The organism is Pseudomonas sp. MDV22-iso1 (assembly GCF_058145095.1).
In genome coordinates this window covers 35,851-60,499 of record NZ_JBYVMF010000017.1, presented here as the reverse complement: position 1 = coordinate 60,499, position 24,649 = coordinate 35,851, and the positions used below count along the sequence as shown (strand labels likewise).

Annotated in this window: 23 protein-coding genes; 16 read left to right on the top strand and 7 right to left on the bottom strand. The window is 58.1% G+C overall.

Annotated elements, in window-relative coordinates; translation table 11 throughout:
- The first annotated feature begins 741 nt into the window (after window positions 1-741).
- Genes cyoA through cyoE form a run of 5 tightly spaced genes read left to right on the top strand, consistent with a single transcriptional unit; the run spans window position 742 to window position 5,585 of the window.
- Entirely contained in the window at window positions 742-1,686 is a 945-nt protein-coding gene (gene cyoA / locus AC3ZVB_RS19345) for a ubiquinol oxidase subunit II (protein WP_162437332.1), read from the top strand.
- A gap of 3 nt (window positions 1,687-1,689) precedes the next feature.
- Window positions 1,690-3,720 carry a cytochrome o ubiquinol oxidase subunit I gene (cyoB, locus tag AC3ZVB_RS19340; RefSeq protein WP_162437333.1) on the top strand — a complete coding sequence of 677 codons (2,031 nt, stop codon included), beginning with the start codon at window positions 1,690-1,692 and terminating at the stop codon, window positions 3,718-3,720.
- Between the two features lie 3 nt (window positions 3,721-3,723).
- On the top strand, window positions 3,724-4,350 hold the full coding sequence (locus tag AC3ZVB_RS19335; RefSeq protein ID WP_045062707.1) for a cytochrome o ubiquinol oxidase subunit III: 627 nt from the start codon (window positions 3,724-3,726) through the stop codon (window positions 4,348-4,350).
- Window positions 4,351-4,686 carry a cytochrome o ubiquinol oxidase subunit IV gene (gene cyoD, locus AC3ZVB_RS19330; RefSeq protein ID WP_162437334.1) on the top strand — a complete coding sequence of 112 codons (336 nt, stop codon included), beginning with the start codon at window positions 4,351-4,353 and terminating at the stop codon, window positions 4,684-4,686.
- An 11-nt stretch (window positions 4,687-4,697) separates the two neighbouring features.
- Window positions 4,698-5,585, top strand: coding sequence for a heme o synthase (gene cyoE, locus AC3ZVB_RS19325; RefSeq protein WP_194691337.1), 888 nt, complete (start codon window positions 4,698-4,700; stop codon window positions 5,583-5,585).
- Window positions 5,586-5,888: 303 nt separating this feature from the next.
- On the opposite strand, the gene AC3ZVB_RS19320 is transcribed toward cyoE, so the two are convergent.
- Window positions 5,889-7,268 carry a hypothetical protein gene (locus AC3ZVB_RS19320; RefSeq protein WP_490147447.1) on the bottom strand — a complete coding sequence of 460 codons (1,380 nt, stop codon included), beginning with the start codon at window positions 7,266-7,268 and terminating at the stop codon, window positions 5,889-5,891.
- 285 nt (window positions 7,269-7,553) lie between these two features.
- On the opposite strand from AC3ZVB_RS19320, the gene srmL reads away from it, so the two are divergent.
- On the top strand, window positions 7,554-8,702 hold the full coding sequence (gene srmL / locus AC3ZVB_RS19315) for a PheS-related mystery ligase SrmL (protein WP_490147446.1): 1,149 nt from the start codon (window positions 7,554-7,556) through the stop codon (window positions 8,700-8,702).
- Window position 8,703: 1 nt separating this feature from the next.
- On the opposite strand, the gene AC3ZVB_RS19310 is transcribed toward srmL, so the two are convergent.
- Complete coding sequence (locus tag AC3ZVB_RS19310) at window positions 8,704-10,113, bottom strand: aminotransferase-like domain-containing protein (RefSeq protein ID WP_162437337.1); 1,410 nt, start codon at window positions 10,111-10,113, stop codon at window positions 8,704-8,706.
- 149 nt (window positions 10,114-10,262) lie between these two features.
- Here AC3ZVB_RS19310 and AC3ZVB_RS19305 point away from each other — a divergent pair, with 149 nt between their 5' ends.
- The 10 genes from AC3ZVB_RS19305 to AC3ZVB_RS19260 all read left to right on the top strand — a co-directional run bounded on the left by AC3ZVB_RS19305 (window position 10,263) and on the right by AC3ZVB_RS19260 (window position 19,504).
- A complete protein-coding gene (locus AC3ZVB_RS19305) occupies window positions 10,263-11,363 on the top strand; it encodes a hypothetical protein (RefSeq protein ID WP_490147445.1) in 1,101 nt (366 codons plus the stop codon).
- 42 nt (window positions 11,364-11,405) lie between these two features.
- The gene (locus AC3ZVB_RS19300) at window positions 11,406-12,686 is read left to right on the top strand and encodes an ATP-grasp domain-containing protein (RefSeq protein ID WP_490147444.1); all 1,281 of its coding nucleotides are present in this window, start codon (window positions 11,406-11,408) and stop codon (window positions 12,684-12,686) included.
- A gap of 37 nt (window positions 12,687-12,723) precedes the next feature.
- Entirely contained in the window at window positions 12,724-13,218 is a 495-nt protein-coding gene (locus AC3ZVB_RS19295; protein ID WP_490147443.1) for a RidA family protein, read from the top strand.
- Window positions 13,219-13,301: 83 nt separating this feature from the next.
- Entirely contained in the window at window positions 13,302-13,787 is a 486-nt protein-coding gene (locus AC3ZVB_RS19290; RefSeq protein WP_490147442.1) for a cupin domain-containing protein, read from the top strand.
- 173 nt (window positions 13,788-13,960) lie between these two features.
- Window positions 13,961-14,605, top strand: a complete 645-nt coding sequence (gene yfcF, locus AC3ZVB_RS19285) for a glutathione transferase (RefSeq protein ID WP_490147441.1) — start codon at window positions 13,961-13,963, stop codon at window positions 14,603-14,605.
- 30 nt (window positions 14,606-14,635) lie between these two features.
- Window positions 14,636-15,976: a KamA family radical SAM protein gene (locus AC3ZVB_RS19280; protein WP_490147440.1), complete on the top strand. Its 1,341-nt coding sequence runs from the start codon at window positions 14,636-14,638 to the stop codon at window positions 15,974-15,976.
- Between the two features lie 24 nt (window positions 15,977-16,000).
- Window positions 16,001-16,876, top strand: a complete 876-nt coding sequence (locus AC3ZVB_RS19275) for a branched-chain amino acid aminotransferase (RefSeq protein ID WP_490147439.1) — start codon at window positions 16,001-16,003, stop codon at window positions 16,874-16,876.
- Window positions 16,877-16,894: 18 nt separating this feature from the next.
- A complete protein-coding gene (locus tag AC3ZVB_RS19270) occupies window positions 16,895-17,653 on the top strand; it encodes a TauD/TfdA family dioxygenase (RefSeq protein ID WP_490147438.1) in 759 nt (252 codons plus the stop codon).
- Between the two features lie 67 nt (window positions 17,654-17,720).
- Entirely contained in the window at window positions 17,721-18,680 is a 960-nt protein-coding gene (locus AC3ZVB_RS19265) for a diiron oxygenase (RefSeq protein ID WP_490147437.1), read from the top strand.
- A gap of 14 nt (window positions 18,681-18,694) precedes the next feature.
- On the top strand, window positions 18,695-19,504 hold the full coding sequence (locus tag AC3ZVB_RS19260; protein ID WP_490147436.1) for an N-acyl homoserine lactonase family protein: 810 nt from the start codon (window positions 18,695-18,697) through the stop codon (window positions 19,502-19,504).
- Window positions 19,505-19,714: 210 nt separating this feature from the next.
- Here the strand turns inward: AC3ZVB_RS19260 and AC3ZVB_RS19255 are convergent, their stop codons facing one another.
- The 5 genes from AC3ZVB_RS19255 to AC3ZVB_RS19235 all read right to left on the bottom strand — a co-directional run bounded on the left by AC3ZVB_RS19255 (window position 19,715) and on the right by AC3ZVB_RS19235 (window position 24,647).
- Complete coding sequence (locus tag AC3ZVB_RS19255) at window positions 19,715-21,136, bottom strand: aminotransferase-like domain-containing protein (RefSeq protein ID WP_490147435.1); 1,422 nt, start codon at window positions 21,134-21,136, stop codon at window positions 19,715-19,717.
- 383 nt (window positions 21,137-21,519) lie between these two features.
- On the bottom strand, window positions 21,520-22,224 hold the full coding sequence (locus AC3ZVB_RS19250) for a hypothetical protein (RefSeq protein ID WP_162437349.1): 705 nt from the start codon (window positions 22,222-22,224) through the stop codon (window positions 21,520-21,522).
- Window positions 22,225-22,359: 135 nt separating this feature from the next.
- Window positions 22,360-22,860, bottom strand: coding sequence for a hypothetical protein (locus AC3ZVB_RS19245; protein WP_490147434.1), 501 nt, complete (start codon window positions 22,858-22,860; stop codon window positions 22,360-22,362).
- Between the two features lie 79 nt (window positions 22,861-22,939).
- The gene (locus AC3ZVB_RS19240) at window positions 22,940-23,767 is read right to left on the bottom strand and encodes an ABC transporter permease (RefSeq protein WP_162437351.1); all 828 of its coding nucleotides are present in this window, start codon (window positions 23,765-23,767) and stop codon (window positions 22,940-22,942) included.
- Between the two features lie 7 nt (window positions 23,768-23,774).
- Window positions 23,775-24,647 (bottom strand): ABC transporter permease, encoded by an 873-nt coding sequence (locus AC3ZVB_RS19235; RefSeq protein WP_162437352.1) that lies wholly within the window; start codon window positions 24,645-24,647, stop codon window positions 23,775-23,777.
- Window positions 24,648-24,649 lie beyond the last annotated feature (2 nt).

Below are 24,649 nucleotides of genomic sequence, written 5' to 3'. Positions count from 1 at the left end.
TCAGGGCTCAGGTAAAAAGAGCGTGATGTGCGACAGCGAACAGTGCGACAGGTGTGCGACATGTTGTCACAGAGCGAGTGTCGCAAGGCATTTCAAAAGTGCAGATTGGTGCACATCCATGGCGCTGAATTGGCCTGGTTCCAGGCAGAACTCCAATAACCCTGAAACCCCGTAGCAGGCAGTTTTAACAGGGCCTGGCGAATTGCCAGAGCCCTTGTCATATGGGGGCTACGCCAGGGTGTCGGGTAGGTGCAACGCCTCCGATGCTGTCTGAACTGAGCAAGGAACACCTACTATTTTTGGTGTTTTTGTTGAGAATCAATTTCGATACCATGGCGCACTTTTGCACAAACCGTTAATGATTGTTGCTGGAATGGATAAAAATTATTTCGGGATGAGACATGGTTTATAAAACGTTACATATCTACAATCGCCCGCACTGAATTCCCGGCACTGCTCATCCCTGAGCAGAAATAGGGTGTCGAGAGGCCGGTTGGCTTTGTACGACGCCCAGGTGTCGGTGCCTTCCAATTATCCGCACCAAATGGAATTGGTCTGTAACAAGGCCTTTGACCACGAATTCGAATAAGAACTCACCGCTGGCCCAGGATTTGTCGAGCAGCGTCTGACGCGCGACGGGCAGCCCTTATTCAATCCAAGAAAAATGCCAACCCTTGGCAGGGTGAAGTGTTGGCGATCAAAACCCAACTGCATTGCGCAAGCTGCTTTAGAGGTCGTGAGATGAGTAAAAACAGGTACCCCAGACTACTAGGCTTATTGCCGCTGATCGGCGCGTTGCTGCTGTCAGGCTGCAACATGACCTTGCTCAATCCAACCGGTCAGGTTGGCCTGGAGCAGCGAAACCTGATCATCACCGCAACGTTGCTGATGCTGTTGGTCGTGGTTCCGGTCATCGTCATGACCTTCCTGTTCGCCTGGAAATACCGCGCGACCAACACTGACGCCGTGTACACGCCGAAGTGGTCGCACTCCACCAAGATCGAAATCGCGGTGTGGGCTGTTCCAGTGCTGATCATCATTGCTCTGGGTTACGTCACCTACGTGTCGACCCACGCTCTGGACCCTTACAAGCCGCTGGAATCCGACGTCAAGCCGATCACCATTGAAGTGGTCGCGCTGGACTGGAAGTGGGTGTTCATCTATCCGGAACAGGGCATCGCCACGGTCAACAAGATCGTGTTCCCGACGAATACCCCGGTCAATTTCAAGGTGACGTCGGACTCGGTGATGAACTCGTTCTTCATTCCAGGCCTGGGCGGCCAGATCTACGCGATGGCCGGCATGCAGACCAAGTTGCACCTGATTGCCAACCGTGACGCTGAAATGGAAGGCATCTCTGCCAACTACAGCGGCGCAGGTTTCACCGGCATGAAATTCAAAGCGATCTCGACTTCCCAGGAAAATTTTGACGCCTGGGTAAGTGAAGTCAAAAAGGCACCTAAACAGCTGGAAAAAGCTGAATACGAAGCCCTTACCAAACCAAGCCAGAACAACCCAGTCGAGCTCTACTCCTCGGTTACGCCGAACCTGTTCCAGTTCATCGTCGACAAGTACGAAGGCATGAAACCGGGCAAGCCGATGCACCACGAGAAGAAAGAGAAAGAAGTGGCCCATATGGAAGGGATGGACATGAGTTCGCATTCAGCTGCCGGGGCAGAGGAGTAAACGATGTTTGGTAAATTAAGTTGGGAAGCGGTCCCGTTCCACGAACCGATCGTGATGATTACCATCGCCATGATCGCGCTCGGTGGTCTGGCACTGTTCGCTGCAATCACCTACTTCAAGAAGTGGACCTATTTGTGGACCGAGTGGTTGACCTCGGTCGACCACAAGAAAATCGGCGTGATGTACATCATCGTCGCCATGGTCATGCTGCTGCGTGGTTTTGCCGACGCCATCATGATGCGTACCCAGCTGGCCATGGCCACCGAGGGTTCGCCTGGCTACCTGCCGCCTGAACACTATGACCAGATCTTCACCGCTCACGGTGTGATCATGATCATCTTCATGGCGATGCCATTCTTCACCGGCCTGATGAACCTTGCAGTGCCGCTGCAGATCGGTGCCCGTGACGTTGCCTACCCGTTCCTGAACTCCCTGAGCTTCTGGCTGCTGGTGTCCGGCGTTGTGCTGATCAACCTGTCCCTGGGCGTCGGCGAATTCGCCAAGACCGGTTGGGTTGCCTATCCGCCGCTGTCGGGCCTGCAATACAGTCCTGGCGTGGGGATGGATTACTACATCTGGGCGCTACAGCTATCCGGGTTAGGTACGACGCTAACGGGGGTCAACTTCCTGGCCACCGTGCTGAAAATGCGTACCCCTGGCATGAAGCTGATGGACATGCCGATCTTCACCTGGACCTGCACCTGGGCTAACGTCCTGATCGTGGCTTCGTTCCCGATCCTGACCGCTACCCTGGCACTGCTGACCCTTGACCGTTACATGGATTTCCACATTTTCACCAATGAACTTGGTGGCAATCCAATGATGTACGTCAACCTGTTCTGGGCCTGGGGTCACCCCGAGGTTTACATCCTGATTCTGCCGGCGTTCGGGATCTTCTCCGAAGTCATCTCCACCTTCACCGGCAAGCGTCTGTTCGGCCACCACTCGATGATCTACGCTTCCGGCGCGATCTCGATCCTGGGCTTCATGGTCTGGCTGCACCACTTCTTCACCATGGGGTCGGGTGCCAGCGTCAACGCCTTCTTCGGTCTGGCGACGATGCTGATTTCGATCCCGACGGGGGTGAAGCTATTCAACTGGCTGTTCACCATCTATCAGGGCCGTCTGCGTTTCACCAGCCAGGTTCTGTGGACCCTGGGCTTCATGGTGACCTTCGCCATCGGCGGCATGACCGGCGTACTGCTGGCCATTCCGGGTGCTGACTTCGTACTGCACAACAGCCTGTTCGTGATCGCTCACTTCCATAACGTGATCATCGGCGGCGCGGTATTCGGTTACATCGCAGGCTTCGCGTTCTACTTCCCTAAAGCGTTCGGCTTCAAGCTGCACGAAGGTTGGGGCAAGGCAGCATTCTGGTTCTGGATCACCGGCTTCTTCGTCGCGTTCATGCCGCTCTATGTACTGGGCTTCATGGGTATGACCCGTCGTCTGAACGCCACCACCAACCCTGAGTGGGTGCCGTACCTGTACGTCGCCATGTTCGGCGCGGTGATGATCGCTGTGGGCATCGCCTGCCAGCTGATCCAGCTGTACGTCAGCGTGCGTGACCGCAACAAGCCAGAAAACATGTGCGATCACGGTGACCCGTGGAATGCCCATACCCTGGAATGGTCGACCTCGTCGCCACCACCGTTCTACAACTTCGCTGTGCTGCCAAAAGCAGAAAGCATCGACCCGTTCACCGAGGCCAAGGAAAACGGTACCGCGTACCAGGCTCCAGCCAAGTACGAGCCGATCCACATGCCAAACAACACCGCTACGGGTGTGGTTATGGGCGCGCTGTTGACCGTGTTCGGTTTCGCGATGATCTGGCACATCTGGTGGCTGGCAATCGTTGGTCTGGTTGGCACCGTGGTGTATTTCACTATCCATGCCGCCCGTGACGATCAGGGCTACATGGTGCCGGTGGATGTCATCGAGCGCATCGAAGCCGAGCAGCACAAACGTCTGGTAGCGGCCGGGAAAATCCCAGCCAACGCCACCCGTGTTGAAACCTCGTTGGAACAGGCTTAAACCATGTCGAACTTAGTGACCAATGCTGGACACACCCATGTCGATGGACATGGGCACGATGACCATCACCACGACTCGGGCGAGATGACCGTATTCGGTTTCTGGCTCTACCTGATGACCGACTGCATTCTGTTTGCGTCGATCTTCGCGGTGTACGCGGTACTGGTTAACAACGTAGCGGGCGGCCCGTCGGGCGCCGACATTTTCGAGCTGCCGTACGTACTGGGCGAAACCGCTCTGCTGCTGTTCAGCTCGATCACCTACGGCTTCGCCATGCTGGCGTTGTTCAAAGGCAAGAAGACACAGGTCCTGGGCTGGCTGGCCATGACCTTCCTGCTGGGCGCCGGCTTTATCGCCATGGAGATCAACGAGTTCCACCTGCTGATCTCCGAAGGCTACGGCCCTAGCCGCAGCGGCTTCCTGTCCGGGTTCTTCACCCTGGTCGGCACCCACGGTCTGCACGTGACCAGCGGTCTGATCTGGATGGCGATCATGATGTACCAGGTGCAGAAAAACGGCCTGACGGCGACCAACAAGACCCGTCTGAGCTGCCTGAGCCTGTTCTGGCACTTCCTGGACGTTGTGTGGATCTGCGTATTCACCGTTGTTTATCTGATGGGGACTATGTAAATGGCTAACGCTCATTCCCACGATAGCCACGACGCCGGCCACGGCAGCGTCAAGTCTTACGCTATCGGTTTCATCCTGTCGGTGATCCTGACCGTCATTCCTTTCGGCCTGGTGATGTACCCGTCGCTGCCGAAAGCCATGACCCTGTGGATCGTACTGATCTTCGCAGTCGTCCAGGTGCTGGTGCACCTGGTGTACTTCCTCCACCTGGACCGCTCTGCCGCCCAGCGTAACAACGTGATCGCGTTTGTCTTCGCTGCGCTGGTCATTGTCCTGCTGGTCGGCCTGTCGCTGTGGATCATGTTCAGCATCCACACCAACATGATGGCGCACTGAGGTAAATCCGGATGTCCTTGAAGCACTTTATCCAAATCACCAAACCGGGGATCATTTTCGGTAACGTGCTTTCAGTGGCAGGCGGATTTTTCCTGGCCTCGAAAGGGCATGTCGATCTGGCCATCTTCCTGGCCGCCATGATCGGCACGTCCCTGGTCGTCGCTTCCGGTTGCGTGTTCAACAACTGCATCGACCGCGACATCGACCTGAAGATGGAACGCACCAAGAACCGGGTGCTGGTGCAGGGCTTGATCTCCCTGAAACTGGCCCTGATCTATGCGACCGTCCTGGGTGTCGCCGGCGTTGCCTTGTTGTACACAGTGGCCAACCCGCTGGCCGCGTTGTTTGCGGTGATCGGGTTTGTCATCTACGTCGGCTTCTACAGCCTGTACCTCAAGCGCAAGTCGGTTCACGGCACGCTGGTGGGCAGTCTGTCGGGCGCGATGCCGCCGGTGATCGGTTACGTCGCCGTCAGCAACAGTTTCGACATGGCTGCACTGACGCTGCTGGTGATGTTCAGCCTGTGGCAGATGCCGCATTCCTACGCCATCGCGATCTTCCGCTTCAATGATTACCTGGCCGCATCGATTCCGGTGCTGCCAGTGAAGCGCGGGATTCAAGTGGCGAAGAAGCACATCCTGCTCTACATCCTGGCCTTCCTCGTGGCGACCTTGATGCTGACCTTCAGCGGCTATGCCGGCATGAGCTACCTCGCCGTCGCCGCGGCCATGGGCATGTACTGGTTGTACATGGCCTGGACCGGCTACAAGGCAGTGGATGACACGGTCTGGGCACGCAAGCTGTTCGTGTTCTCGATCTTCACCATCACCGCGTTGAGCGTCATGATGTCCCTGGACTTCAAAGTGCCCGCCGAGCTGTTGCTGACGTACGCGCCTTAAGCGTCGGATGCTGTAAAGAAAACCCCGCCTTCGAGAGAAGCGCGGGGTTTTTTGTTGGCAAAAAATTCAATTGCCGCCGCCGATCAGAACAACACCGAACCCCCTGTAGGAGCTGCCGCAGGCTGCGATCTTTTGATCTAAAAAACAAAGAACAAAAGATCGCAGCCTGCGGAAGCTCCTACAGAGACCTTATGATCGACGCTGATATTTGCGAGGGGTGAGCTTGTTCGGGATCGCCGCGCCGATGACGGCAGGATTTATGCGAGCAAGCCCGCCCCCACAGTGGATCGGCGGTGCTGGCGATCAGTTGTTTTGTATATTCAGCTTCAGGCGAAAATTATCGGACTGTTGTTTGTCTGGGTCGTAACTTAGCGGTGCTATCGGAATACTCAGTTTGGATGCAAGATCTGCTCTTATAGACTCGGAGAGCTCGGGATTGTCTTTTTCCCATGTCGCTAAGTTAAAGCTTCCTCCACATTGTCCATTGATGAGCGCATCCATGCGGGCGTTTAAAATTCTGATTAGGTTATCTGTCGCATTAAGATCGGGTGCATCCATCAAGTGACTTTTAAAAAGAGTTTCAACAGCACCTTGCGCGGAGTTTTTTTGCTGCATGATCAAGCCGCAACGGTAACCAATTTTCATGCGCGTGGTATCTGCCCATTCGGGTTTTCCTGCTATGGATTGGGCGTGATCTGCGTACGGCAAAGAACCAAGATCGTCCACCAGCCGAGGGAGCATTTCTGAAAATTCCGCATTTCCTCTTTTAAAGTCATGTTTCAGTTCTGGGAAAACCGCCGGACGTTGATTGACTGCCGTTTCATATCCGTTCTCTTTGGGTTGCCCTTGAAAGCCAACGTCCAGACAACTACCAAAATCAAGGCGCATGACGTGCAGACTTCCATCATCCGTTTTGACGATTCCCATGTTCTTATAGAACGCATTGATCGGGTCCCAGTCTCCCAGTAACTGCGATACGGCCAGATGTTCCTGCATCTCCTTTTGCAGGGGATCGGGCAAAAGCTGAAATTGCTTTTGCATAGTCATATCAAGTTGCTCCGCTTTGGGTCTGTAGGCTTGGACGAGTTTTAAATCAGGGTTTGCACCAGCGCCTGCCCACCAATTTTCTTGTTTGCGCAATGCCGAGAGCTCGTCGGTCAGCGTTTTTGCAGTGACTGCATTTTCTTTGAAAGCGTCGGCATGTCCTTTTGTGAATGCCTTGAATTGTAGTTCGAGGTCATCAGCTGTTTTTTCCTTGATCAAGCAGTCGCCGAAATCCTGATAAGCGACAAGTCTGGAGGCGATAAAAATCTTCTCGTCATCTGCACCCTCCATCATTGAACTGCATTGATTAACCATCTGTTCTTCCGGCGCAGGCAGAAACAAACCATATAGCTTGGCGCTGACCACTTCCCGAGAGGTAATCGCATTGCCCATTTCAGGACTGATCGGAAGATAACTGACGGCGTCTTTCAGATAGAAATGCTCACCCTTGAACGACACAACCTTGCCAAGGTTCGCGCTGGTTCCCAATGCGGTTTTCTCACGATCCTCAATTGCACTACTGAAGTTGACGACGCAAGGCTTTGAGTCCGATTGCATGGAATTAACAGCAGGAGCGGTTGATTCAATATCTGGAATAGCTGTAGCCCTGGCGGTTGACGGAGAAACTGATCCGAGCATATGACTGACCTCATTTGAACGACTGTTTTGTTACCTGCGTCGGTAATCGAAGCGGGTCACGGGAACTCAAATAGGTGCAGGGTGGCAGTCAGTCGTTGACTGGCGATTGTATTTTTCGCTCATGGCGCACGCTTGAAGAGTGCGTAGGAAGCCTCTGAAGGCGTGTTCTGAAAATCCGAAATGCAGTGTTCATATGGTTGTGAGTGATCAGCTTCTGCCGTTAGATTGATTTGTCGGGTGGTTTTCAAGAGCCCTTAAGTCAACTGGCGTTAGAGGGCTGTTCGCGTGAATGCATCAAAAAAATACCTGACCGATGCGGCTGTCCAACAGGCTCTGTTACTGGTTGATCTCACCGAAAAAAGCACACCCGAGCATGCTGTCCGGTTATTGCTGAATGAAATCCTTCAGCGACTGGCTGAAAACGGCTGGCCCCAGGCTCAACTACAGACAGGCCCGCGTGTTGTATCTGCCGAAGAAAACTACGGCTTGCTTGGCTATGACCCCACCGAAATCACGCTAGGCAGTGAACACACCCGCTGGGTCGATGAGCACTCATTGTTGCGCACGCAAACCACCAGTCAGATTCCATCGGCGCTGCAGCGTGCGGCTTGTAGTCGGCAGTCGGGGGAAACGATATTGCTGGCAGCGCCCGGTATCACGTTTCGCCGAGACAGTCGTGACCGCTGGCATTGCGCGGAGCCGCATCAGATGGACATCTGGGTACTCGGTGATCCGCAGCTGTCGACCCACGAACATTTGCTGCGCCTGGTCGGCGATATTCTTAAAGCGGCCGTGCCTGACAAGCCATGGGTCTACTGCGATAGCCCGCATCACTACACCGAGGGCGGGATCGAAGTGAATGTGTTGAATGACGGCGCTCCCATCGAGGTCCTTGAGTGCGGTCGTATTGCGCAATCGTTATTGGAACGGTTGCAGATCGATCCATTGCGCCATGGCGGGTTGGCGCTCGGGATGGGGCTGGATCGGCTGACGATGCTGCGCAAAGGCATCCCGGATATTCGCTTGCTGCGGGATCAGAATGTAAGGGTGCAGGCGCAGATGCATGATCTGAATCCATGGCGTGCGGTTTCGCGTTTGCCGTCGATTGCTCGCGATATTTCATTGGCAGTTACCCCGGGGTTAAGCGAGGAGGTGCTGACCGAGAAAATGTTGCTGGCCGCGGGTGACTGCGCTGATTGGATTGAGGAAATGCAGGTCAAGGGCCGTTGGGGATTCGCTGATTTGCCGGTGCAGGCCATCGAACGCCTCGGGCTGTTGCCGGGTCAGGAAAATGTGCTGCTTCGGGTGGTGCTGCGAGATTGTTCGCGATCGATCACGACGGCTGAGGCGAATGCCTTGTACGCGGATATTCAATCCGCGTTGCATGAGGGGGCACCCGGGGCGGGGTACAGGATGGATGTTTCGAAGGTTTGAGTCAGCTATCCAGCAACCTGAAAAACCGCTCACGCACTTGAGTGTGATCGCTGTGGGCCACGTTGAAGCGCATGTAATGGCTGGCTTCCGAGCCCTTGCTGAGCAGGGTGCCGGGGGCGAGGACCAGGTTGTTTTCCAGGCCTCTGCGGGCGAGAGTTTCGGCGTGCAGGCCGTCCGGCAAGCGCGTCCAGATGAACAAACCCTCTCCCGGCAACGACGACAGCGAGCAACCGGCTTCGGCCAGCCAGCTCGTCACCCGGCTGTTGGATTCATACAGCCGGTCCACCGTACGGCGCGTGTGTTTGGTGTAGCTGCCGTCGCTGAGCATTGTGCAGGTGATGTGTTCCGCCAGTTCCGAGGTGACTCCGCCACAGGCCATTTTCAGGGCGACCAGGCGTGCCGCCAGTTGCGGTGACAGCACCGCGTAGCTGACGCGGCTGTTCGCGGTCAGGGTCTTGGAGAAACCGGAAATGTACGTGACGTTGTCCAGCCCGCTGGCGGCCAGTCGCGGGGTGCGGCGCTGTTGAATGTCGCAGTAAAGGTCGTCTTCGAGAATATGGAAACCGTACCGGTGGCTCAGCTCCAGCAACCGATACACCTGAGCGGGGGAAAAGGAATGCCCGGTCGGGTTATGCAGGGTGCTGTTGGTCATGTAGAGCACGGGTTTGTGGGCGATCAGCAGTTGCTCGAAGGCCTCCAGGTCCATGCCATCGCAATCGCGAGCGATGGTGATGACCTTCGCCCCGTGCAGCGCCAGGTTGGCGTGCATGTTGAAGTAGCACGGATCATCCAGCAGCACGGTGTCGCCCGGTTTGATCAGCAGGCGCATCAGCAGGTCGATGGCCTGCATGGTGTTGGCGGTGGTGATGATCTGGTCCACCGGCACTTCGATGCCGAAGGTCGACAGCTTGACCCGCAGGGCCTGGCGCAGCGGCAAATACCCGCCAGCTACACCGTACTCGCCCATGCGCAGACTCGTCGCGCGCAAGGTGCCGCGCACCGCTTTGAGCAGTTCATCGGCTGGCAGCCATGAAGTTGGCAGGAAACCGCAGCCGGGGCGCAGGGCGCCGTTGTCCAGCAGCAACGCGCGGCGGACCACGCTGAGGGTGTCCTGAGGTTGCAGATCGGGGCCGGTGTCGGTGTTCAACGTGGTGCTGGTGCGGTGCACGTAGTGCCCGGAACCCTGGCGTGACACCACCAGACCCTTGGCGCGCAAGCGATCCAGGGCATCGACCACCGTGGACTTGCCCACGCTCATCAAGTCGGAGAGTTCGCGAATCGGTGGCAACTTTGCCCCGTGAGGCAAGCCGCCCTGGCTGATCGCTACCGACAACTGATCGACGATCTGCTGAACCAGCGGTACTCCGGGCTGGAACACGACGGCGGCGATCACTGCTCGCTGAACCTGCATTTTACTGGTCTCTCCGGCAGTAAAGTTCGTTCGATTCTATACGAACTTGCTCTGCTGCAAACAACCCTCTCTCCCTACTATCGCTTTAGTGACGTTTTTGATGGTGGGCGCCTTATGGCCCCGCAATTGCTTGGTATCAGAGGTGCTGCATGAGTGTTCAAACAACGGCCGCCGTGGCCAAACCGGTGATTAATGTTCGCCTGTTCACGATACGCATCATCACGGCGGTGTCGCTGTTTGCGGTGTTGGGCAAGGCCAACGTCTGGCTCGACACGGCCACCAACAGCATTCTCGCCCTCGGCTATCGAGCCTTGTTGCTTCTTCTGCCCCTGACTTTGCTGGTGCTGGGGCGTCGCTCCCTGAGTGTCACGCTGCTGTGCGCCGGCCTTGGACTGGTGTTGCTGGCGGTCACCCGCAACCAGGGCATGGTGATGTTTGCGGCGGCATTGTTCGCCTACGGCATCGCCATCGCCGGTTACCTGATCAAGAGCGAAGCGGCGCAAACCAAGGAGGGCGCCGCCTACAACCGGGTCGCCATGAACATGGGCAGCCTGGTCGCCGGGCTGATCCTGCTGTCACCGCTACTGACCCCGACGATGTTTTTCCTCGGCGCCGCCGCTTTCGTGCTGCTGTGCCTGCCTATCGCCATGGGCGCGACCTTCACCACGCAACCCGCAGCTGCCCGTCCGGCCAGTCAGGATGGCAGTGGCTGGCGCAACAAACTGCCATGGGTCATCGCCGGCCTGATCATGGGGATCAAGTTGTTCGGCGTGTTCTCGATCCTGCCCCAGGCCATCCTGCTGAAGACCGGTGAGCTGCCGGCCTGGTACGGCCTGATGCTGATCCTCAACAGCGCCGTGGTGGTGTTCGCGCAGATGCCGGTAATGAAACTCATCGAACGCACCGGGCGTTTCAAAGTGGTCGCCGTGATCGGGATCATCATTGGCGGCTTCGCCGTGCTCTCGTCTCCGGGTGCCTTCCATGTCGAGACGCTGATCGGTGCACTGATCTGGGTGGCGCTGCTATCGGTCGCCGAGTGCGCGTTCAGCTACCTCGATTATTTCTCGGTCAAGCAGAACAACATGTTCGTCAAGGAAGTATCCCTGGGCGTCGGCGCGGGGCTGACGGTGCTGATCATGCGTGTCGTGCCCGCCCCCTATAACGCCCTGCTACTGGCAGCCATTGGTGCGGGCGGGATTCTCGCCTGGTACTGGTTCAACCGTAAATCCAACGCATCACTGCACGACTGAGTCATCGCGGTAGCGTTTTTTGCATCACAGGTCGGAGGTTTCATGAAGACGACGTCATGCGTAGTAGTGGTCGGTTACAACGGCAATCGGGTGCAGGATATCCAGAAGTTGCGCGATCTCTGCAAGACGCTCTACAACGCCCGGCTCATCCTGGTGGTTGAGCGAATTGCACCCGAGGATGACCAGGTCGCGGACCACGTCTGCAGCGCTTCGCTGGCGCCGCAGGACCTTGCCGAGTCACTGGAACTGGTGGCCGGGTGCCTGGATGTCGACCGCTGGAAGCTGATTGGCGTGTTGCCGTTTTCCGATCGAGGCGTGTTGCTTGGTGCGGCGCTGGCCACCTATTACGGCCTGCCCGGCATCACGCCCGGCGAGGCCCGGGCCGGCCTGGACAAACAGATCTTCCGCAAGCTCGAAGCTGCTTGCGACACGGCGCCTGACGACTACCGTCCGGTGTTCTCCACGCGGGTCGAAAGCCTTGGCGAACTGCGTCAACGGGTTGTCGAGCTGGGGGGCAAAGCCTTCATCAAACCGGCCTGTGAAGGCGCGAGCCGGGGTTGCCGGGTCATTCATCATCCGTCCGAATGCGACGAGGCATGGCAGGCGCTCAAGCCATACCGGGAAGGTGGCATCGTCCTTGAAGAACTGGTCCGTGACGCTCGCGAATACAGTTGGGATTACGTCGCCGGCAGCACCTGGGTCACGGAAAAAACCACCACCGAAGGCGCCTTTCGCGCAGAAATCCAACAGGTAGTGCCCGCGCCGTTGACGCAGGGTGTACAGGCGCGACTGGGCGCTGCCGGTCGGCACATGTCCGGGTTGGTTTCACCGGATAACGGCGCTTATCACAACGAGATTTTCCTGCGCAGCGACGGGCTGACTTCGGCGGTGGAAACCAACATGCGACCCGGCGGCATGCACATCTGGGACCTGGCACGTCTGGCCTTTGTCGACTTCAACCCATGGGAACACTGGGTCAGGTGGGCGGTGGAGGGCAAGACCGCTCAGCAGGACCCGGTTGCACGCGGCTATTGCGGCATTCGCCTCCTCAGAGCGCCCGCCGCTGGCCTTTTGCGAGACCTGCCGGACATCGAATCCCTGACCCGGGAACTGAACATCGAGTTGGTCGAGGCCGCTTACGAAAAGCGTGTCGGCGACACGGTCATGGCCCAGGTGAAGGACAACACCGCGTTCATTGGCCACATCGTGTTGTTCAGCGAGCACTACGACCAACTCAGCAATGACTTGCTGCGCCTGGCCGAAGCCATCGAGTCCCGAGTCGGGGTCAACTGCCTGGCGTCGCCAGTCAGGGCCGTCGGCTGATTCACGTTGTTGTCTTATTGATTTAGAGGGTTTGGTAATGATTGAGCACAAGACCTGTGATGAGCGTTTCATCGACCTGGCCAAGGAGCTTGGCTATGACATCTATGGCGAGAACACCGCCGGCGGCCATTACGCCCCGCTGATTCGTCATCACGACGAGCTGTACATCAGCGGTCTGGTGCCACGCATGAACGGCGCGATCCAGTACCCCGGCCGTGTCGGGCTGGAACTCAGCCTCAGTGATGCTCAGGCCGCTGCCAGCATCAGCGCCATGCGCGCGCTGGCATTGATCGTGGACGCCATCGGTTCGCTGGACAAGATCAAGTCGCTGGTTCGCGTCACCGTTTATGTGAAGTCCACAGCAGATTTTGTCGACCTCAGTGAAGTTGCAAACGGTGCGTCGGATGTCTTCACTCACGTATTGGGGGATGCGGGAAAACATACCCGTACGACCGTCGGCGTTTATCAACTACCGAAAAATGCGGCGGTAGAAGTTGATTTGATCGCCGCGCTGAGACCAATCCCTTTATAAGCGTTAGTTGCTCGGCTTTACAGGGTGGAGTGGGTAATCTAAGGTGCTGTTACTCAGTGGGCAGCCTAAGTTGGAACGTGGTGATGAATAACGTTAAAGGCGCGTTTTTTTCATATAAGGATTTTCGTGAAAGTTTGCACCATCAATCGGTCGGCCCGCGGGTATGGAAAGAAGCCGAGCTGACAGACATGCGTCAGACCCTGGACGCCAGCGAGGTCGACATCGTGGCGCTGGCCCACCACAACAGCCTCAACGGATGCGAGGTGATGCCCGGTGTGGCGATAGCCATGCAATGGCTAAAACCCGGCGCCGTGCTTAACGGTCACGCTCATTCCTGGTGGCACCTGTTCATCATTCAATCCGGCTGCGGCGCGCTGACGTTGGGCGATGCCGACGAAGTGGACGTCAGCGCAGGTGATGTGTTGCTGGTGCCGGCCTGGACTCGGCACGGCTTCATCAACACGAGTACCGATGAAGCGTTGGCGATGCTGAACCTGAGCAACATGCCGCAGATGGCGCTATTGTCGAATTTTGCGGACAGTCACGGGCTGATCACCAGCCGATCCTGAAGCACCGTTTCACTGAAGGGAGTCAGCATTTGCCTAACTCCCTTTTTTTGTGCCTGCGAACTTTCTGTATCGATAGAATCAGATAATTTCTGTATCTGTTCAGCAGCAAATCAACTAACTAGGATCACTTCCATGGCAACGGATTTAATTTCGTTAAGCAGGGGAAGTGCTCTATGGAAAGTGCAAAAATAAAGTTGTATGTCGGTGCGGATTTTGTCAGCGCTTTTGCGATGTCCACGTTTGTGGCGTTAAAAGAAAAGCAACTTTCATTTGAACTCGTGACACTCGATCTTAAAGCCCGGGAGAACTATCAAGCGGGTTATCGTGATCTGTCGTTAACCTGCAAGATCCCCACGATGGTTCACCAAGGTTTCGCCCTGTCGGAGTCTTCAGCCATCGCCGAATACCTCGACGAGATCGCCCCGCAGCCGCAAAAGCTGTTTCCCCAGGATACCCGGCAACGCGCGCGGGCCCGCCAGCTTCAAGCCTGGCTGCGCAGCGATCTGTTGGTCATTCGCAAGGAGCGTCCGGCCGATCTCATTTACTTCGGCAAAAAAGACACGCCCTTGAGCGACGACGCGTTGGCGGCCGTCGACCGGCTGTTCTTTGTGGCTGACCGGTTGCTCAAGGGCGGCGCCGATCATCTGTTTGGTGACTGGAGCATCGCTGATACCGACCTGGCAATCATGCTCAACCGTCTGCTCGCCAATGGCGATCACGTTCCCGCGCGACTCGCCGCCTATGTCCGGCGCCAGTGGGACCGCGACAGCGTTCGGGCATGGATGGACATTGAGCGCACGGCGCCCGCAGTCCACTAACACCGCTAGGAAGACATCGGGAGCGCTGCCATGCACGGAATGTCGGAATCGCCAAGATACAAACCCTATAACTCACGCACCATTCGCGACACGGCGTACTGGCACAGGCTCACGCCAGCGCTGCAGGAAGCCATGAACATAGTCGCGCGGGTCATGCCGTTTCGCACTAACGAATACGTACTGGGGACGCTGATCGATTGGGACAACATCCCGGACGATCCGATTTTCCGCATGACCTTTCCCCACAAGGACATGCTGCTGCCGGACGAGTACGCCTCGCTCAAGCACCTCATCGAACTGGATGACAGCGTCGCCATCAAGCGTCGAATCGAAGCGATCTGGTTGCGCATGAACCCGCACCCGGCCGGGCAGTTGACGCACAACGGCGTGACCTTGGACGGAAAAGTCCTCCCCGGCATTCAGCACAAGTACCGCGAGACCGTACTGTTTTTTCCCGGCGCCGGTCAGACGTGTCACGCCTATTGCACCTTCTGTTTCCGCTGGGCGCAGTTCATCGGCGAAGAAGAGCTGAAGTTCAACGCCCGTGAATCCCAGGAATTGGTGAGCTATTTGCGGGTGCACACCGAGGTCACCGATGTGCTGATCACCGGCGGTGATCCGATGATCATGAACACCCGCTCGCTGGCCGGCTACATCGAGCCGCTGCTGCATCTGCCGCACCTGAAGAGTATCCGCATCGGCACCAAGTCGGTGGCGTACTGGCCGCAGCGCTTTGTCAGCGACAAGGACGCGCCGGAACTGCTGGAACTGTTCAAACGCATTGTCGCGGCAGGGAAAAACCTGTCGGTGATGGGGCACTACAACCACCCGGTCGAGATCCGCCAGGACATCGCCCGCCAGGCCATCGAGCGTATTCGCTCCACCGGTGCCACCTTGCGCATGCAGGCACCGGTGATTCGCCACATCAACGAGAACCCCGCCGATTGGGCCGAGCTCTGGACCGAAGGCGTGCGGCTGGGGGCGGTGCCTTATTACCTGTTCGTCGAGCGTGATACCGGCCCCAGTCATTACTTCGCCATGCCATTGGCTCGGGCGTTCGAGATTTTTCAGGCGGCGTATCGCACGGTCTCCGGGCTGGCGCGCACGGTCCGCGGGCCGTCCATGAGTACCTTCTACGGCAAGGTTCTGATCAACGGCATCGAGACCGTCGCCGGGGAAAAAGTTTTCGTCCTGCAGTTTCTGCAGGCCCGCGATCCGCAATGGGTATTGCGCGTCTTTTATGCGCGGTTCGATCCCCATGTGACCTGGTTCGATGACTTGCGCCCCGCGTTTGGCGAGCGCTTGTTTTTCTTTCAGACCGAGCCCGTGGCAGCGCCGGAATTGATACAGGTCCTGCTGGAAACGGCGTAGGGCGATTCTCAAGGAGACAGGGATATGAGCAGTGGCGGGTTTGATCAGCGAGAAGGATTTATCTGGCTCGACGGCGAGTTTGTCGAGTGGTCCCAGGCGCGTCTGCATGTGCTCTCCCACGGTCTGCATTATGCGAGCACCGTGTACGAGGGCGAGCGTGTCTACAACGGCAGGATTTTCAAACTGCGTGAACACAGCGAGCGGTTGTACCGCTCGGCGGCGCTGATGGATTTCGTGATTCCGTATGAGCTTGAAGCGCTGGAAGCGGCCAGTCATGAATTGCTGCGCCGCAACGGGATCGTCGACGGATATGTGCGGCCCGTGGCCTGGCGCGGCAGCGAAATGATTTCCACCTCGGCGCGCTTCAACAGCGTTCATGTGGCGATCGCCTGTTGGCAGTGGCCGAGCTATTTCGACCCGGCGGCGCGCATGGCGGGCATCCGTTTGAAGACCGCCGAGTGGCGCCGGCCGCCACCTGACTGTAGCCCTTTTGAAGCCAAGGCATCGGGGCATTACCAGATTGCGACGCTGAGCAAACACGACGCGGAAAACAGTGGCTACCACGACGCGCTGATGCTCGACTGGCGTGGTCACGTGGCCGAAGCCACCAGCGCCAATGTGTTCTTCGTCAAAGACCGGACCCTGCACACGCCGTTGGCGGATTGCTTCCTCAATGGCATCACTCGCCAGACCGTGATCGAACTGGCCAGGGCGCTGGATTACCAGGTGCTCGAGCGGGTCATTCTTCCTGCGGAGCTTGGCGACTTCGATGAATGTTTTCTCACGGGTACGGCGGCCGAAATCACACCGGTGCAAAGCATCGATGAGCATCGGTACCGACCGGGCCGCGCGTGCAGCGAATTGATTGCCGCATACACCTCAACCGTCAACGCCTGTTAAACAGCCGGGAATCTCACCATGTCAGATCAAGGGATTGTTGCGTCTAAACCTTACGTTTCGCTGGGGCACCGCCACGAGGAATTGTCAGCCCGCGGCTGGACCGTGCTGGCCCCGGACGAGTTCGCCGATGATGTTGTTGGCACCTTGCAGGCATTCGGTCCGATCATTCCGCAATTCAACGGGCAGACGGCGTTTGCGATCACCCGCAAACCCGGTTACGAAGACCTGCCGTATTCCCAGAGCATGAACGGCATTGGCCCGCACACCGAAGCGCCGGTGTACGGACCACCGCCACGTTACCTGGCGTTGCATTGTCATCAACAGGCAACGTGTGGCGGTGGGCATACCGGTCTGGTGGACGGCATCGAGTTCCTGGCATTTCTCGAACACACGGACCCCGAGCTGCGTGAATGGATCGATGACACGCCGGTGGAGTTCGTCGCCACCGCCAAACCCGGTGAACCGGCACAACGCCGGGTCAAGGAATACATCCTGACGCCGACAGAAGAAGGGGACATTTTCCGCTTCAGCTACAACCAGTTTCACTACGGCGATGTGAACCCCTCCAGGGAGCATCTGCAGCAATCACTGGTCACAAACAGCACGACGCCGTTGGCCAGGTTTGCCGTACTGGGTGAAGCCTATTTCGTGGAGCACAACACGCCGGTGTTGATTCCCGACGGTTGCCTGCTGATTTGGGACAACTGGCGAATGATCCACGCCCGCAGTCGTTACACTGACCCGGCGCGCAACCTGACCCGCTATTGGCTGGCCTGATTTTTCCGTCGCCCATCACTCCATCGGCGTACCCCCAACCGGGTGCGCGTCCTACAGGTATCGCGTTATGCAAACAGCCATCGAGATCGCCAAGGTCGATCATCAACTGATCGTGCGGCTCAATCAGGCGTGGACCAAACGGGCCACGGTGTGTGCGCCGGACAAGACGCTGGTCAGCGAGCCGTTCGATCCGGCGCGTCCGGATTATCCGGAGTCCATGGTGCCGTTTTTCCACCACCCGGCATTCCAGGCCCTGAGCGAGGAGCTCAAGAGCAACGTCGTGACCTGGGGCTGGATCGGCTACAACCTGCGCACGGTCACCGCCGAAGAACACGTGGTGAACCCGGCGCTTAGCGTCATCGCCAATCAGTATCTGGGCAAGGACGACTGGCATTTTCGCGAGGCGATGCAGCAGACATTGATCGACGAGCATTACCACACGCTGATGCACCTGCGTGCCATCGAGCGCACCCGGCTGGACAGGGCGCTGGACCATGACCTTGACTTGCCGCCGTCAGTGACCTACCTGCGTCTAGTCGCATTGCGTGAAGAATTGCCCGAGCAGTGGCAGCGGGATCTGGCGGCCATCACCTTTGCAGTAGTGGCAGAAATCAGCGTCAACGCCTACCTGGATCTGCTGGCGGACGATCACAGTATCCAGCCGCAAAACCGTCGCGTGGCAGAACTGCATAACCGCGATGAATATGCCCACAGCAAGGTGCTCGCCGAAGTGGCCAAGGTCATGTACGCGAACATGCAGCCACCGCAGCGGTTATTTTTCGCACGTACGTTGTCGGTAGCGCTGAGTGCCTTTGTCGCCCAGGACTACTCGATGTGGGAGGCGATTCTGACGCAGCTCGGGGTCGAGGCCGCCAGTCAGATCATCGCCGACACTCGCGAGAGCAACAAGAACGCCACGATCATGCGCGACTACAGCGGTCTGCTGCGTCTTGCGCAGGACCTGGGCATTACCGAGGAGATCGATTTCGACTTCCGTCCGACCCTCAACGCGGCCGCTGTGGCCTGAATCGGGAGGTGTGCATGTCCGTTCCTGAGTACGAAGTGTTCGCCATTCGTGTGGGCGCCAATGCCCAGCGCACCGCTCGAGAAAATTTTCTGTACGACGCCTGCTGTGGCGACCCGAATGCGTCGATGCCCCTGGACTATTACTTCTGGGTGATCCGCAATGAGCAGCAGGTCATCGTGGTCGACACCTGTTTTCAACCGGCCACGGCGGATCGGCGCAACCGGCAGATGTACCGCTTGCCTGAAGATTCGCTGCGACAACTGGACATCGATCCGGCGCAGGTCGACACCTTGATCCTGACGCATCTGCACTGGGATCACGCCGGCAATATCGGGTTGTTCCCCAAGGCCACGGTGCACCTGCAGGAAGCGGAGTTGCGCTTCTGCACGGGACCGAAAATGACCCATCGCACGGTGAACAAAACCTACGAGGTGGACGACGTGATGTCGGCCCTGCCGCCGTTGTTCGAAGGGCGGATGCGCTTGCACTCGGGCAGTGTCGAGGTGGTGGCGGGCGTCACCCTGCACCCGGTCGGCGGGCATACGCCGGGCAGCCAGGTGGTGCGGGTGAACACCGCGCGCGGGTGGATCGTGCTGGCCTCGGACGCTGCGCATCTGTGGGCGAACATTCGCCAGCGCAGTCCGTTTCCGATCCTCGATGACCTGGCCCAGACGCTGGAAGCCTTCAGCCTGATCGACAGCCTGGCGGACAGTGAAGACCACGTTATCCCCGGCCACGACCCGCTGATCGCCGAACGCTTCCCCCATTGGAACGACGACCCGCACATCATCTGCCTGCACAACCCACCCCTGAATACCCAGTGAACCCTGTAGCAGCTGCCGAGCCCGCCCTTGTGGTGAGGGGATTCATCCCCGTTCGGCGACGCAGTCGTCGTAAAACCCGCGCACTCGGTATGACTGATTCATCCAGGTCGCCTGATTTGGGGTCGCTTCGCAACCCAGCGGGGATGAATCCCCTCGCCACAAGGGCGGGCTCGGCAGCTGCTACAGAGATACTTGCAGGCTGCTACAGCGTTAGTGTTGGTTTTTGAGGATTTGACCAAGGGTCGCCAGCGCCTCATCTATCCGGGGCGAATACGGCGCGCCGCAACCGATGCGAACGAAATGATCAAAACGCTGGGCGTTGGAAAAGATGTCCCCCGGTGAAATCTGGATACCTACCTTCAACGCCTCCTGGAAAAGCATCATCGACGAATACCGGGGCGGCAGCTCCACCCATAACAAGGTGCCGCCTCGCGGGTTGCTCACGCAGGTGCCCGAGGGGAAATAGCGCAGGATGGCCGCACTCATCTGCTGGCGTTGCTGCGTCAGGGTTTTCCTGAGCCGGCGCAGGTAACGTTCATAGGACGGCGTTTTCATGAACGCACTGACCGCCAGTTGCGACAACGTTTCGCAGCCTCTGGACTGGGTGTGCTTGAGCATTTCCACGCGCTCGTGCCATCGACCTGCACTGATCCAGCCCAGTCGCATGCCCGGAGCGAGGGTTTTGTTCAGCGATGCGCAATAGATCAGGTTGTCAGTGCGGTCCCAGTGTTTGAGCGTGGACAAGGGCTGATCGGTGTCCACCAGGTCGCCATAGGTGTCGTCTTCGATCAGCACCGTGCGGTACTCGGCGCACAGTTGCACCAGGCGTGCCTTGTTGGCGTCGGGCATGATGCTGCCCAACGGATTTTGCAGATTGGGAATGACGATCAGCGCGCGAATTGGTTCGGGACCCAGTAGCAGTTTTTCCAGCGCAAACAGGTTGATCCCCGAGTGCGCGGTCGCCGGAACTTCCAGCACGCGCAGGCTCAGGCTTTCGAGAATCTGCAGCAAGCCATAGAAGGTCGGCGATTCAACGGCCACGGTGTCGCCGGGTTGGGTGACGGCGCGCAAGGCGAGGTTGATCGCCTCGGTCGCACCGTGGGTGATCACGATTTTCTCGGCGCTCACGTTGGTCTTGGCGGTCAGCGCGCGCCTGGCCAGGGTATTGCGCAGCGCAAGGTTGCCGCAGGTCGAACCGGGTTTGCCGAGCAATTGCTGATCCTGGCGCAGCGCCTTGATCATGTGGTCCTGCAAAACCTTCAGGGGATAGAGTTCCGGTGCGCAGTAGGCGCTGGCGAAGTTGACCTTGATGTTCGCCCGCTGGCCAGCCTTGAGCACCGACGACACCTGCTCGTGAATGCCCACATACACCCCGGTGTCCAGTGGTGCAGGAGGCGCGGGCTTGGGCACGTTGTCCGGCTGACGGATGTAGTTGCCGGAGCGCGGACGCGCTTCAAGCACCCCGTAGTCCTCAAGCTCGCGGCACACCTGCACGGCGGTCGACAGGCTGACGGCGTGTTTTTCCATCATCAGTCGAATGGAGGGAAAGCGTTCTCCCGTTTTCAAGGTGCCGCTGCGGATCGCGTCGAGGTAGTGGTGGGCTAACTGACGGTAAAGGGGCGTTGTGTTCATGACGACCTCAGCAATCGCACCACTGAGGTCTTGGGCTGGAAAGTGAGATGACGCTCCCCGCAGGCGGACCTGTGGCGCTCAAGGGTTATGGGAAGTGTTGGTCCTGCTGTCGATACTGGAACAGGAATCGCGGTCTTGCCGGAATCGCAGGCAATAAAAAGCCCCGCACGAGGGCGGGGCTGAAGGGGTATTGAAGTTAACGTTTGTCAGAAATTACTGGTTAGTCAGATACCTGTGGCTAGTCAGGTCCTGTGGCGAGCGAGCTTGCTCGCGCTTGAGTGCGTAGCACTCACAAAAATAGTTGAAGATGTTCAGATTTTTTGGGGCCGCTTCGCAGCCCGGCGGGAGCGAGCTCCCTCGCCACAAAATACAGTGTGTCCGGATTACTGCGCAGCGATGCTGTAGCCATCGAACGCTGTCTGTTGCTGCAGCGCAGTGATGATGTTCTTGCGGTTGCTGGCGTGCTCAGTCCCGGCATTGTCCAGGAAGGTCTCGCTTTCCAGCTCGGCTTCATCACCTTCACCGACGAAGGTCAGTCCCAGGAATTCCAAGGCTTCGCGATCGACATTCATTCGCGAACGCGGTGTGCGCATCGGCAGGGTGACGCTCACGCCGTCCTTGCTGATGGTAAAGATTTCGACGTCTTTCTTTGCCCGCGCTGTCTTGCTCTTGCCGCTGCTCGGGTTGCTGATGGCCTGATGGGTCTGGTTCAGCACTTTAAGCGCCAGGCCGTAGACGATTTCCTGGAACGCGGGATCGTCCTTGAAGCTGGACAGGATGCGGCTGATCGGGAACTTGCTGCTCAGGTCTTCGAGGGCCGCGATGTCGGCCGCTTCGGCATCCTTGAGTTGCTTGAGTTCGCCCATCAGCTCGTAGGCCTTGTCGTCGTCGAAGCTGTCATGAGCCTGACGAATCGCGGCGCGCAGCTCGCGGATCTGGTCGCTTTCACGGGTGGACTGGAACGAATCCAGGACCATCTCGGCGATGGTCTTGGCCTGGGGCACATGCTGTGAAAGATTGATGGAGTTTTCGTATTCCGCTTTGGACGACAAGGTGACTACGGATTCAGCGGTGTTGGAATCGGACATTGAAATTTCACTACTTCTTTTAACTTGGGATGAGGCGAGAAAGCACAGGGCCTTTTCAGGCCGCCTAATCTATTGGACAGCGACGCAGTTGTCACGGTTGAACAGGCGGGCGGACGAAAGATTGGCCCGACCCTCCTACAACGGCGCAGTCTTGAGGGAACGGAACACCTGATAGAACCTGATCGACCGCCCGCAGAACAAACCGCTGGCCACGCCTGACGCACAAGCCTTGAGCAACACGATGGGGAGTGTCGCCGAGTACGCCGGGTGAACCTCGGCCTCGTAGCCAAAATAGTAGTTAACCGCAAAGAACAGCAGGTAGAGCACCAGCGTCTTGATCGTGCCTGGCAGGATCAATCCGGTTCCCGTGTCATCCAGCGCGACGTTTTTGCTGGAAAAAATCAGCAGGGCGGCGGCGCTGCCTACCAGCACGGCGATCAGCCAGAAACCTGTCGCTAATGCGGGATGCAGCGAAAGGTTCAGCGAATAAAAGGACCATCCGAGCAAAATCGGCGGGGTGATCAACAAGGAGGTTTTGCTTTCGCGCGTCGGGGACAGGGCCTTGATGCCAAAGAAGCACAGCAGGGCAAAGGTCGCGTAAACCCACAGCGGGGTGTTTTGCAGGGCGTTGAACATCGTGACGCGTCCATGTCGAAAAATGTGCGGGGATAATAGTCGTGCTTCGACGAAACGACCGACTATTTCCCCGACACCTTCACGGATGCAGCAATTTCTGCGCGCGCTTGTCGGCCAGATGTTGCAGCACCAGGCGTCCGATGAGCACCAGCAAGGTCAGCGAGATCAGCAGCACGGAGATGGCGGCCACGCTTGGATCGACGTTATCGCGCAGACCGCTCCAGATCCGTTTCGGCAGCGTGTCCACGTTGACGCTGGTGATGAACAGCGTCACCGCGACTTCTTCCCACGACAAGGCAAAGGCCAGCAGCGCAGTGGACGCGATGCCCAGTTTCAGGTTCGGCAGGATCACCATGAACGTGGTTTGCATCAGGCTGGCGCCGAGGTTGCGCGAGGCCAGTTCGATACGTCGGTCAATCTGACTGAGCGCCACCATCATGGTGACGACGCCGTAAGGCACCACCATGATGACGTGGGCGATCACCACGCCCGTCAGGGTGTCGTAGCCCATTCCCGGGGCGAAGCGCCCGAGCTTGGTTTCCATGAAGTACAGCACCAGTGCCGAAATCACCGGGGGAATGGCCATGGGCAACAGTACCAGGCCGATCAGCGCCGTGGCCCATTTTGAGCGCAGGTACCAGATGCCGAGGCTGAAGCTGGCCGCCAGCAATGTGGCGATCACACTGGTGGCGAAGGCGATGGTCAGGCTCTGGCTGATGGCGTGGAACCAGTCGGGGTTGCTGACCAGTGCTTCGTAATGCCGCAGCGACCAGTTGCCTTCCGGCATCGACAGGAAGCGCTTGCTGGTGAAGGACACCGGGATGACCGTCAGCAACGGGAACAGCATGAAAGCCATGGCGATCACGGCCAGCAGCCGCGTACTCAGGCTTGTGCGATGGGTATTCATAATGACCTCAGCCGACCAGTCGATTCACGCGGGTGATTTTCAGCAGCACCCAGATCAGCGCACTGACCAGCGCCAGCAGCACCACGCTAAGCGCAGCCCCCAGGCCCCAGTTGCTGGTCTGGAACATTTGCAGGAACACGTATTCGGCAATCATCACCGTTTGCCCGCCGCCCAACAGCACGGGCGTGATGAAGAAGCCCAGGCAGAACACAAAGACCATGATGAACGCGCCCAGCATGCCCGGCAGGGTCTGTGGCAACAGCACTTGCCAGAAGGTGCGCAGCGGGCCGGCACCCAGGCCGCGGGAAGCCATGAGGATGCGTTGGTCCAGCTGGCGCATGCTCGACAGCAGCGGGAACACCGCATACGGGATCATCACGTGGAGCATGCCGATGACCACGCCGATTTCATTGCGACTCAGCTGTAACGGTTGGTCGATCAGCCCCATGCCCATCAGGCCATTGTTGAGCACACCGTTGCTGCGTAGCGCGATCAGCCAGCCGAAGGCGCGCACCAGCACGGAAATCCAGAACGGAATGAAGATGCAGATCTCCACCACGCGCTGCCAGAACGGTGGGCTGAACACCCAGCAGTAGGCCAGCAGATAGCCGATCAGCAATGCCAGGCAACTCACCGTCATGCACAGGCGCAGGGTGCGCCACAGCATGTCGTGGATCGCCGGGTCCGTGGCGATGCGCTCGTATTGCTCGATGCCCGGTGTCGGCAAGGAGAAGCTCCAGCCCACCACACCCAGAAACGGCAGCACGTAGAACACCAGCAGTAACACGGGCAGCGGAAACAGCAGCAAACCGCGTTCCAGGCCCGGTGAACTGAATCGGGGCTTGGGGGCAGTCAAGGTTGAGGTCAGGGTCGTCGTCATGG